Source organism: Pantoea trifolii (assembly GCF_024506435.1).
In the GTDB taxonomy this organism is placed as follows: Bacteria; Pseudomonadota; Gammaproteobacteria; order Enterobacterales; family Enterobacteriaceae; genus Pantoea; species Pantoea trifolii.
Window position 1 is genome coordinate 3,547,831 of the sequence record NZ_JANIET010000001.1, and the last position, 11,718, is coordinate 3,559,548.

Sequence of the window (11,718 nt, forward strand, 5' to 3'; positions counted from 1 at the left end):
CGGGAGAAGGAGCCGATCGAGCGGTTACCTAAACATTCCCTCTCCCGCTTGCGGGAGAGGGTTAGGGTGAGGGGAACGGTGTTGCGCTTGATATTGCTTCACCATACGGCCAATCAGCAGCGTACCAACCAGCCCGCACACTGCCGCAAAAGAGAGCCACACGCCCGGCATCGCTTTGTCGCCGGTGGCATGAATCAGATAGCTCGACACCGCTGGCGTAAAGCCGCCAAACAGCGCGGTTGCCAGGCTGTAAGCGAGCGAAAAGCCCGAAGCACGCACTTCTGCCGGCATGATCTCAGCCAGGTAAACCACCATCGCGCCGTTGTAGCTGGCATAGAGGAACGACAGCCACAGTTCGGCTTCAACCAGACGGGCAAAGGTCGGCGCGCCCACCAGCCAATGCAGCACCGGCCAGGTGGTTAGAATCATCAAGATAGTGCAAACAATCAGCAGCGGACGACGACCAATGCGGTCCGACAACGAACCCATCACTGGCAGCCAGAACAGGTTGGAGATGCCGACAAACAGCGTCACCAGGAAGCTCTCTTTATCGCTCATCATCAGAACGGTTTTGCCAAACGTCGGGGTAAACGCGGTGATCATATAGAACATCACGGTGGTGGTAACCACCATCAACATCCCTGCCAGCACCAGCGCCCAATTCTGCCCGACTGAACGCATAATCTGGCTCATGGAAGGATGATGTTTGCGCTGGCTGAAGGCTTCGGTCTCTTCCAGCATGCGACGAATGTAGAACAGGAACGGCACGATCATACATCCCACCACAAACGGAATACGCCAGCCCCATTCGGTGACGGCATCTTTCGCCAGCAGATGATTCAGACCCAAACCGAGCAGCGCGGCGAAGATTACCGCCACCTGCTGGCTGCCCGACTGCCAGCTGACATAAAAGCCTTTGCGCCCTTTCGGCGCCACTTCAGCCAGATAAACCGACACGCCGCCCAGTTCAACGCCCGCCGAGAAGCCCTGCAATAAACGACCAAGCAGAATCAAAATCGGCGCGGCAGCACCCAACGTGGCGTAACCGGGTACCAACGCAATGGTTAAGGTGCCGATCGCCATCAGACCAAGCGTTAACAGCAAGCCTTTACGACGACCATGATGGTCGATGTAAGCGCCGAGAATAATCGCGCCGAGCGGGCGCATCAGGAAGCCTGCGCCGAAGGTCATCAGCGTGAGCATCAGAGAGGCAAAGGGATCATCGCCGGGGAAAAAGGTTTTGGCGATTGCGGTGGCGTAATAGCCAAATACCATGAAATCGTACATCTCAAGGAAGTTACCGCTGGTAACGCTAAAGATGGTTTTGGCACCGCCTTGCGACGACTTTTGTAAAGAGTGACTCGAGCTCATATTGTCCTTCCTGGTTTTTTCTTCCGTTTTAACGTGCCGGGCCAGGAATAAACGTGATCCTCTTCACCATTGCAGTTTACAAAAATAAGACCAATGGTAACAATAAATTAACAAACTGAGTATCAGATATAAAAAAAGGTCGCCATGAATGGCGACCCTACGATTGAGCTGAGAAACGTTACTTTTTGACCGTTTCCATGCCCATCAAGCCAATCTTCAGATAACCAGCTTCACGCAGCTGATCCATCACTTCCATCAAAGTAGCGTAATCAACCGATTTATCCGCCTGGAAGAAGATGGTGGTGTCTTTCTTGCCTTCGGTTTGTGCCGTCAGCGCGTTCACCAGTGTCTCTTTGGTGACCGCATCGTTACCGATGAAGATCTGCTTATCTTCCTTGATGGAGAGATAAACCGGCTTTTCCGGACGCGGCTGCGGCGCGCTGGTCGATGCTGGCAGATTTACGCGCACATCGACGGTGGCTAATGGCGCGGCGACCATAAAGATGATCAGCAGAACTAACATGACGTCGATAAACGGCGTCACGTTGATTTCGTGCATTTCGCCATCGCCGACCGAGTCATCGTTTAAACGCATCGCCATAATACTTATCCTACGCGCAGTTTCTGTGCCGCCGCTGGACGGTTGGCTTCTTTCGCAGTATCGACGTTGCCGAGATCCAGATCGCGGCTCTGCAGCAACATCACCTGCGCGGCGACATCGCCCAGCGACGCTTTGTAGCTGGCAATCATACGCGCGAAGACGTTGTAGATAACAACTGCTGGGATTGCTGCAACCAGACCAATCGCGGTGGCCAGCAGCGCTTCGGCGATACCGGGCGCAACAACTGCGAGGTTGGTGGTTTGCGTTTTAGCGATACCGATGAAGCTGTTCATGATGCCCCATACGGTACCGAACAGACCGATAAACGGCGCAACCGAACCGATGGTGGCGAGGAAACCATTGCCGCGACCGGCATGACGGCTGAATGCGGCCACGCGGCGATCGAGACGGAAGCTGGTGCGCTCTTTAATGCCATCCAGATCTTCGGTGCCGGCAGACAGCTCCAGCTCATTCTGCGCATCGTTAAGCAGCACAGCGCTGTGGCTGTTGGCTTTGAAGGTTTCAGCAGCACGGTAAGCATCGTTTAACGAGCGGGCTTCGCCCAGCGCTTGCTGCTCGCGTTTCAGGCGACGTTTCGCCCCGCTCAGCTCAGCAAACTTACCGAAGAAAATTGCCCAGGTGACAACGGAAGCCAGTAACAGGCCAATCATCACTATCTTTACCACGATATCGGCATGCTGATACATGCCCCAAACAGAGAGATCCGTTTGCATCAAATCACTGGCTACCACGCTGCATCTCCAACTTCTGTTGCACAGTTCACGATTGAAGCGCGGATCATAGCAAAAAAAACGCCCGAAGTGATAGTGGTTCTCATTACTATTTACAAAGCAAAGAGACCAGCAATTTCCACAATTTAGCGGATGTTATGCGCAATACTGGCCTCACTCTGATAATCCGCAATCAGGCTCAACCCACTACGCTGATTCGTGGTAACGTGGATGTTTTGTGGGAAATGTCAGGAAAGGCAGTGATGGCAACGAAGAAAATAGACACCACGCTTGTCAGCGCGGGACGCAGTAAACGTTACACTCAAGGCTCAGTTAACAGCGTAATTCAACGCGCTTCATCCCTGGTTTTTGACACGGTCGCCGACAAGAAACGTGCTACCGCCGGTCGCGCTTCAGGCGAGCTGTTTTATGGCCGTCGCGGCACCCTCACCCATTTCTCGCTGCAAGACGCCATGACCGAGCTGGAAGGCGGCGCAGGTTGCGCGCTCTATCCGTGCGGTGCGGCGGCGGTCTCCAATGCCATTTTGTCCTTTGTCGAAGCTGGCGACCACATTCTGGTCAGCGGCGCGGTCTACGAACCGACGCAGGATTTCTGCTCGAAAATTCTCAGTAAGCTGAACGTTACCACCAGCTATTTCGATCACTGCATTGGCAGCGAAATTGGCGAACTGGTGCAGCCGAATACGCGCGTGGTGTTCCTGGAATCACCAGCGTCGATCACCATGGAAGTGCAGGATATTCCGGCGATTGTTGCCGCCGTGCGCGCCAAAGCGCCGGATGCGATCATCATGATCGATAATACCTGGGCGGCGGGCGTGCTGTTTAACGCGCTGCAGCATGGCATCGATATTTCGATTCAGGCCGGCACCAAATACATCATTGGTCACAGCGATGCGATGATTGGCACGGCGGTAGCGAATGAACGTTGCTGGCCACAGCTGCGCGAGAACTCCTATCTGATGGGCCAGATGGTCGATGCCGATACCGCCTATATGGCGAGCCGCGGCATTCGTACGCTGGGCACGCGTTTGCGTCAGCACGAAGAGAGCGGATTGCAGGTTGCCGAATGGCTGGCAACGCAGCCGGAAGTGGCGCGCGTGAATCATCCAGCGCTGGCTCAGTGTAAAGGCCATGAATTCTGGCAGCGTGATTTCAGCGGCAGCAGCGGTTTGTTCTCCTTCATCCTGCATGAAAAACTGAGCCGTGAGCAGCTGGCGAATTACCTCGATCACTTCCACCATTTCAGCATGGCGTATTCGTGGGGCGGCTATGAATCCCTGATTCTGGCAAACCAGCCTGAAGAGCTGGCGGCGATTCGTCCGGCGGGCGGCCTGGATTTTGACGGCACTTTGGTGCGTCTGCATATCGGCCTCGAACATGTCGACGACTTGTTGGATGACCTTAAAGCCGGTTTTGCACGTTTAAGAAGTTAAACAGAAGATAAACCACGCTGTGGCGGCGATGAGAGATCAACGTATGTGATGCCACAGAAGGTTAAAATTAGACTCCTTGTGACTCGATGGAATAGCTGATGGGTGTTTTACATGAGATTGTCCAGGCGCTTTGGCATCAGGATTTTGCCGCGCTCGGCAATCCGGATGTCGTTTGGATTGTTTACGGCGTGATGTTTTTAACGCTGTTTCTGGAAAACGGTTTGCTGCCCGCCTCATTCCTGCCGGGCGACAGCCTGCTGTTACTGGCGGGCGCGATGGTCGCCAAAGGTGTGATGGATTTCGTGCCGACGATTGTGATTTTGACCACGGCGGCCAGTCTCGGCTGCTGGCTCAGCTATCTGCAAGGTCGCTGGCTCGGCAACACCAGACTGGTGAAAAGCTGGTTACTGCATCTGCCCGCGCAATATCACCAGCGCGCGTGGAATATGTTTAACCGCCACGGTTTGATGGCGTTGCTGGTTGGCCGCTTCCTCGCTTTTGTGCGCACCTTGCTGCCCACCATGGCCGGCATTTCCGGTTTGAACAATGGCCGCTTCCAGCTGTTTAACTGGCTGAGCGGTTTGTTGTGGGTTGGGATTGTGGTGACGCTGGGCTACGGCATCAGCCATGTGCCCTTTATCAAGCGCCACGAAGATCAGGTGATGGCGATCCTGATGATTCTGCCAATCGCGCTGCTGTTTATCGGCCTGGCCGGCAGCATTGTGGTGATTTGGAAAAAACGCCGCCAGAAAGTTTCCTGATTACGACGCGGCGTCAAACGGTAAGGTTTGACGCACGCGGCTCGCCTCCTCTCCCGGCGTCACGCCGAAATAGCGCTTAAACTCACGCGAAAACTGCGACGGACTTTCATAGCCGACGCGCACCGCCGCCGCGCTGGCTTTCATGCCATCCTGCAGCATCATCAGGCGCGCCTGATGCAGGCGATAGCGCTTGAGGTATTGCAGCGGCGAGGTTTGCGTCACCGCTTTGAAGTTGTGATGAAACGCCGAAACGCTCATGTTCACTTCAGCAGCCAGCATGTCGACGCTCAGACTTTCCGCAAAGTGACTTTCGATGCGACGCAGCGCGCGCGCAATCTGGCTGAACTGCGTCTGGCGATTGACCAGCGACAGCAGCGCGCCGCCAATCGGTCCGGTTAACACGTAATAGATCATCTCGCGCACCAGCTGCGGACCGAGCACGCGGGCGTCACGCGGATTGTTCATCACATCCAGCAAGCGTTCGGCCGCACACAGCATCTCTTCGCTCATAAACGCCGAATGGATGCCGGAGGTTTGCGCTGGCGGCTGGAACTGCTCGTCATCGCCGATATCCATCAGCAGATCCTGCAGGCTGGCGACATCCACGCTCAAACACATGCCGGCCAGCGGCTCCGCCAGCGTGGCTTCGGTTTCGCACTCCACCGGCAGCGGCACGGTGAGCATCAGATATTTGGTAGCGTCGTAGTGGAAAACCGTGCTGCCGAGATAACCGGTTTTACGCCCCTGAAACAGAATCACAATGCCGGGTTGATACATCATCGGCGTACGCGGCAAGGTTTCGCAGGCGTAAATCAGCTTGACGTTTTCTACCGCGCACAGCGGCTTATGCAGGTCACTCATCAGCGCGACTACACGCTGCGCCAGCTGGCGGCAAAGGGCGTCGTTTGGCATGCATCTCTCTCGGGCAGCAAAAAAGTCAGTTTGCCGTAAGGCTGTGCAAAGCTCCACCATCCTGGAGAATCAGGCAAGATTCTTGCAGAAATCCATCAGGCAAAAGTGCCGCCCGCTTGCCACAATGATCCTGAGGTGAGGTTTGTTGACTAGACTTAAGCACATCTTTTCTACGGTAAGTCACTGCAACAGATAAGGAGCAACTATGGCAGAGCAACCCATTATTAAATTGCGCGACGGCAACATGATGCCGCAGCTTGGCCTCGGCGTGTGGCAAGCGAGCATTGAGGATGCACGTAACGCCATCCTGGAAGCGTTGAAAGTCGGCTATCGCTCCATCGATACCGCCGCTATCTACAAAAATGAGGAAGCGGTTGGGCAAGCGCTGCAAGAGACCGACGTGGCGCGTGAAGACATTTTTATCACCACCAAGCTGTGGAACGACGATCAAACCAACTGGCAGCAGGCGATGGAAACCAGCCTGAAGAAGTTGCAGCTGGAGCAGGTGGATTTGTATCTGATGCACTGGCCGTGCCCGGAAAAAGACAACTACGTCGAAGCCTGGAAAGGGTTGATTGAGCTGCAGCAACAGGGCTTAACCAAGAGCATCGGCGTATGTAACTTCCACGAGGCGCACCTGAAGCGTTTGATCGATGAAACCGGTGTGTCGCCGGTAGTGAACCAGATTGAGCTGCATCCGATGCTGCAACAGCGCACGCTGCATGCGTGGAATGCGCTGCACCAGATTCAAACTGAATCCTGGAGCCCGCTGGCGCAAGGCGGGAAAGGCGTGTTCGATCAGGAGATTATCCGCGAGCTGGCGAAAAAGTATGGCAAGACGCCGGCACAAATCGTGATCCGCTGGCATCTGGATAGCGGTTTGGTGGTGATTCCGAAGTCGATTACCCCGGAACGTATTCGTGAGAATTTCCAGGTGTTTGATTTTAGATTGGATAAAACTGAAGTGAGTGAGATCAGTAAGCTGGATAGCGGTAACCGTTTGGGGCCGGATCCGGAAGCGTTTAACGGGTAGGATGGTGCGCTTTTCCCCTCACCCTAGCCCTCTCCCGCAGGCGGGAGAGGGAACAGATTGAGCGCTGATGTAAAGCTGAAATCCACCTAAACGTCCCTTCTCCCACTTGTGGGAGAAGGTTAGGATGAGGGACATCAGGACACCGAGTTAACCAACAACTGCCCCGCCGTACCGCGATCCGCCATCTCTAGCGTCTGGCTGTAATAAACAAACGGGAAGTGATCCGATGAACTCTGCGGGAAGCTCACCAGTAACTCCACGCTGCCATCCACCCACACGGTATCTTTCCAGCCGCGATCTTCACCCATCGGCTGCGCGCCATTGACGTTCTTAATCAGGAACATCACGCCCTGAATATGCAGCGATTGCGGGCGATCGGCGTGGATAATCCAGCGCTCAAAGGTCCCCTGCTGCACAGTGGTATCGATGCGGTTCATGTCCCACAGCACGCCGTTAATGCCCGGCTCGCTGTCGCCAATGCGGAATTCACGCGTGCGAGTCGCTACGCCATCAAGAATCTGATCCGCCAGCAAACGCATCGGCAGATTGTCGGTGACCAGCGGCAACAAACCGGTTGGGCGCAAGCTCAGCACCAGCGTGTTGGTCAGAATTGATGACGGCTCAAACAGCCCGCGCAGGCGATCCATCAAACCCGCCGCCGTACCGGCCGTAATCGACACTTCATCGCCCTGCGACATATCCACCAGCACTTCGCGACGCTCGCCGGGTGCCAGCGTCAGCAGCTGCACCGCCACCGGCGCAGGCAGGAAGCCCTGATCGCTGGCGATCACCGTAAAGGGACGATTATCGGAGAAGCTGAGATCGAAGCGCCGCGCGTTCGATCCGTTCAGCAAACGCAGGCGCACCCAGCCGCGTGACACTTCGACATACGGATTTTGCACGCCGTTCACCAGCAGCACATCGCCGATAAAACCGCCGCTGGAGGGCGGGTTATAAACCGGCGTGGCGAAGTTATCGAGGCGCTTGTCTTGAATGATCAGCGGGAAATCATCGACGCCATAATGCTTCGGCAGCGGCAGCGATTTACTGACGTCATCTTCCACCAGCCACATACCGGCGAGTCCGTTGTAAACGTGCGGCGCCATGCGGTTTGGCGTGTTGGCGTGATACCACAATGTGCCCGCGCCCTGACGAATCGGCAGCACCGGTGCCCAGTCGGCCCCCGCCGACATCATGCGCGGCGCACCGCCCATTAATGCGCCCGGCACCTGCAAACCGCTGACGGTCATTGAGACCGGTTCGTTGAGGCGATTGCTGTAGATCAGCTTCACATCGTCGCCGCTGTAAACGCGCACCGTTGGGCCGAGATACATGCCGTTAAAGCCCCACACCGGCACTTTATTGCTGTTGCCGCTGAACGACCAATGGCTGCGCTGCAAGGTGAGAAACAGCGGCTGACCGCGACGGGATTCAATCAGCGGTGGAATAGGAAGTGGCGTATCGCCCAATGGCGCGGCGGCGCGGGCGGCGAAAGGCATAGCGCCGGAAGCCAGTGCGACACCGGCAGAAAGCTGAATAAACTGACGTCTGCTGCAAGACATAAAACTTCAGACCTTTTGAGCGTGGCGTGAGGACGCCGTGTCCATGTTGTTTTAATTAATGATGAGTTGCTGTGTGGCTTGAGAACGGGGCAGATGATCACCTGCCCCATTTTGGCTGGTCAGAGTTTACCGCTTTTTTCGCGCTCGGCGACTTCGGCGTTCAATTCTTCCAGTTTAGTCGACATTAATTCACGGCAGTGCGTGGCGAGCTTGCGCACCGAGGTGGTAGCAAACTGCGAGGTATCAACCGGCGGCAACATCTCAACAATCACCAAGCCGTTGTTCCAGCGGTTCAGCTTGATCTTGTCGTGGGTGTTAGACACCACGATCGGGATGATCGGCACACCAGCCGCGACCGCCGCATGAAACGCACCGGTTTTGAACGGCAGCAGACCACGTCCGCGGCTGCGCGTCCCTTCAGGGAACATCCAGAACGAGATGCGCTTTTTGTTGAACTGATCCACCAGCTCACCGATGGTGCCGTGCGCTTTGGAGCGGTTATCACGGTCAATCAGCAGGTTACCGGTCAGCCAGTAGAGCTGGCCAAAGAACGGAATCCACAGCAGGCTTTTCTTGCCCACGGTCACGGTGGTCGGCTGCACGATTTTGGCTGCCGTGATCATGTCGTAGTTGTTCTGGTGGTTCGCGATATAGATCGCGTTACCGTAATGCGCGGCTTCCGCCGGTTTACGCAGTTCCACCTTGAGACCAAATACCGTCGACAGGCGACCAAGCATATGGCCGAACGTCGCAACATGACGCGGGTTGCGCGGTGAAAACAGACACCAAATACTGCCGAAGATACAAACCAGAATCGAATAAACAATAACAATAATTGCTCGTAAAATTAGTAACATAGATTCCTCAAATTGGGCATTCCGTCGCCTGAATAACAGCGTTACTCTTCACTCGCGTCGGCTTTCGGACGCGCTGGTGCATTCACTTCTACGCTATCGATACGTTGCAGACCACGCGCCACGCTGCCGCGACGACCGCGCTCGGCACGCACTTTCTGCAGATCTTCATCACGCATGATCAGCTTACGTTTACCGACATACACGGTGATCGAGGCGCCTGGCGGCAGAATCAGCAACCATTGTAGTTTGTCGGTGCCCGCAGCGGCTTCCGCTGAAGGGATCGAGATGATCTTGTTGCCTTTGCCTTTCGACATCTGCGGCAGATCGCCAACCGGGAACATCAACATGCGTCCGGCCTGGGTAATCGCCAGCAGCATATCATCGCCCGAATGCACCGCCATTGGCGTCATCACTTTGGCGTTTTCCGGCAGCGTCAGCAGCGCTTTACCGGCACGGTTGCGCGATACCAGATCGGCAAAGGTACAGATAAAGCCATAACCGGCATCAGAGGCCATCAACAGCTTCTGATCATCGGGTTCCATCAGCACCTGCTCAATCACCGCGCCCGGTGGTGGCGTCAGTTTGCCGGTGAGCGGTTCGCCCTGCCCGCGCGCGGACGGCAATGAGGTTGGATCCAGCGTGTAGCTGCGTCCGGTGGAGTCGATAAAGGCGACTGGCTGATTGCTCTTACCGCGTGCGGCGGCCAGATAGCTGTCGCCCGCTTTGTAACTCAGGCCCGCTGGATCGATATCGTGACCTTTGGCGCTGCGTACCCAACCCATTTGCGACAGCACGATGGTCACCGGCTCGGCGCTCACCAGCTCGGTTTCGCTCAGCGCTTTGGCTTCTTCACGCTCGCGCAGCGGCGAACGACGATCGTCGCCGTAGGTTTGGCTGTCGGCCAGTAGCTCTTTCTTCAGCAGATTGCTCATCTTGCGTTCGGACGCCAGAATCGCCTGCAGCTGATCGCGCTCTTTTTCCAGATCCGCTTGCTCACCGCGAATCTTCATCTCTTCCAGTTTGGCGAGATGACGCAATTTGAGTTCGAGAATCGCTTCGGCCTGGGTTTCGCTGATATCAAAGCGCGACATCAGCACCGGCTTCGGCTCATCCTCGGTACGGATGATGTGGATCACTTCATCAATATTGAGGAACGCCACCAGCATACCTTCAAGGATATGCAGGCGGCGTAGCACGCGATCTAAACGATAGTTGAGGCGGCGCGTCACGGTATCGCGACGATACACCAGCCATTCAGACAAGATTTCCAGCAGGTTCTTCACCGCCGGACGGTTATCCAGTCCGATCATGTTCAGGTTAACGCGGTAGCTTTTTTCCAGATCGGTAGTGGCAAACAGGTGATTCATCACCTGCTCGAGATCCACACGATTGGAGCGCGGCACAATCACTAAACGCGTTGGGTTTTCGTGATTGGACTCATCACGCAGATCTTCCACCATCGGCAGCTTTTTATTGCGCATCTGGTTAGCGATCTGCTCCAGCACGCGGGCGCCCGACACCTGATGTGGCAGCGCGGTGATGACCACATCGCCATCTTCTTTCTTCCACACCGCGCGCTGGCGAATCGAACCCCGTCCGCTTTCATAAAGCTTACGGATTTCGTTGCGTGGCGTGATGATTTCCGCTTCGGTCGGGTAATCCGGACCTTGCACAATATCCAGCAGCTCATGCAGCGTGGTGTTCGGGTTGTCGATCAGCTTGACCGCCGCTTCCGCTACTTCGCGCAGGTTATGCGGCGGAATGTCCGTCGCCATACCCACGGCAATGCCGGTGGTGCCGTTCAGCAGAATGTTGGGCAGACGCGCCGGCAACATCTTCGGCTCCTGCATGGTGCCGTCGAAGTTCGGAATGTAATCGGACGTGCCCTGGCCGAGTTCACCCAGCAGGATTTCAGCGTATTTCGACAGGCGCGATTCGGTGTAACGCATCGCGGCGAAGGATTTCGGATCGTCCGGCGCACCCCAGTTTCCCTGACCATCCACCAGCGGATAGCGGTAAGAGAACGGCTGCGCCATCAATACCATTGCTTCATAACAGGCGCTGTCGCCGTGCGGGTGGTATTTACCCAACACGTCACCGACGGTACGCGCCGATTTTTTGAATTTGGCATTGGAATTGAGGCCCAATTCCGACATGGCATACACAATACGGCGCTGCACTGGCTTGAGGCCATCGCCGATGTACGGCAGCGCGCGGTCCATGATCACGTACATGGAGTAGTTCAGGTACGCGTTTTCCGTAAACGTGTGCAGGGCAAGACGCTCTGCACCATCCTGCGTCAATTCGCTCATTCAGCTCGCATCCTCACTTCGTGGCCCGCAACGGCGGGACATCCGGCGGTCATTTGGCGAGGATATTACCTTATTCGTGCGGTTTAGTCACAGAGAAGCCCGCTCAGCAAACAGAATCGTCTTG

The 11,718-nt window shown here is 55.8% G+C and carries 10 protein-coding genes; 3 read left to right on the forward strand and 7 right to left on the reverse strand.

All coding sequences use genetic code 11. The features are described 5' to 3' along the window. Nucleotides 1-24 precede the first annotated feature (24 nt). From tcuC to exbB, 3 genes are all read right to left on the reverse strand, one after another. Nucleotides 25-1,371, reverse strand: a complete 1,347-nt coding sequence (gene tcuC, locus NQH49_RS16335) for an MFS transporter (protein ID WP_256697441.1) — start codon at nucleotides 1,369-1,371, stop codon at nucleotides 25-27. A 178-nt stretch (nucleotides 1,372-1,549) separates the two neighbouring features. Then, complete coding sequence (gene exbD, locus NQH49_RS16340) at nucleotides 1,550-1,972, reverse strand: TonB system transport protein ExbD (protein WP_008103349.1); 423 nt, start codon at nucleotides 1,970-1,972, stop codon at nucleotides 1,550-1,552. A gap of 5 nt (nucleotides 1,973-1,977) precedes the next feature. Further along, nucleotides 1,978-2,706: a tol-pal system-associated acyl-CoA thioesterase gene (gene exbB / locus NQH49_RS16345; protein ID WP_071531643.1), complete on the reverse strand. Its 729-nt coding sequence runs from the start codon at nucleotides 2,704-2,706 to the stop codon at nucleotides 1,978-1,980. A 260-nt stretch (nucleotides 2,707-2,966) separates the two neighbouring features. Between exbB and metC the strand changes: the two genes are divergently transcribed. Continuing rightward, nucleotides 2,967-4,157 (forward strand): cystathionine beta-lyase, encoded by a 1,191-nt coding sequence (gene metC / locus NQH49_RS16350; protein ID WP_256697442.1) that lies wholly within the window; start codon nucleotides 2,967-2,969, stop codon nucleotides 4,155-4,157. Between the two features lie 98 nt (nucleotides 4,158-4,255). Beyond that, complete coding sequence (locus NQH49_RS16355) at nucleotides 4,256-4,918, forward strand: DedA family protein (protein ID WP_256697444.1); 663 nt, start codon at nucleotides 4,256-4,258, stop codon at nucleotides 4,916-4,918. Here the strand turns inward: NQH49_RS16355 and NQH49_RS16360 are convergent, their stop codons facing one another. Continuing rightward, nucleotides 4,919-5,830, reverse strand: coding sequence for an AraC family transcriptional regulator (locus NQH49_RS16360; RefSeq protein ID WP_256697445.1), 912 nt, complete (start codon nucleotides 5,828-5,830; stop codon nucleotides 4,919-4,921). Between the two features lie 205 nt (nucleotides 5,831-6,035). On the opposite strand from NQH49_RS16360, the gene dkgA reads away from it, so the two are divergent. After that, a complete protein-coding gene (gene dkgA, locus NQH49_RS16365; RefSeq protein ID WP_008103359.1) occupies nucleotides 6,036-6,863 on the forward strand; it encodes a 2,5-didehydrogluconate reductase DkgA in 828 nt (275 codons plus the stop codon). 134 nt (nucleotides 6,864-6,997) lie between these two features. On the opposite strand, the gene ftsP is transcribed toward dkgA, so the two are convergent. The 3 genes from ftsP to parC all read right to left on the reverse strand — a co-directional run bounded on the left by ftsP (nucleotide 6,998) and on the right by parC (nucleotide 11,594). Next, entirely contained in the window at nucleotides 6,998-8,425 is a 1,428-nt protein-coding gene (gene ftsP / locus NQH49_RS16370) for a cell division protein FtsP (protein WP_154155114.1), read from the reverse strand. 119 nt (nucleotides 8,426-8,544) lie between these two features. After that, nucleotides 8,545-9,282 (reverse strand): 1-acylglycerol-3-phosphate O-acyltransferase, encoded by a 738-nt coding sequence (locus NQH49_RS16375; RefSeq protein WP_061720484.1) that lies wholly within the window; start codon nucleotides 9,280-9,282, stop codon nucleotides 8,545-8,547. A 41-nt stretch (nucleotides 9,283-9,323) separates the two neighbouring features. Next, the gene (gene parC / locus NQH49_RS16380) at nucleotides 9,324-11,594 is read right to left on the reverse strand and encodes a DNA topoisomerase IV subunit A (RefSeq protein ID WP_256697446.1); all 2,271 of its coding nucleotides are present in this window, start codon (nucleotides 11,592-11,594) and stop codon (nucleotides 9,324-9,326) included. Nucleotides 11,595-11,718 lie beyond the last annotated feature (124 nt).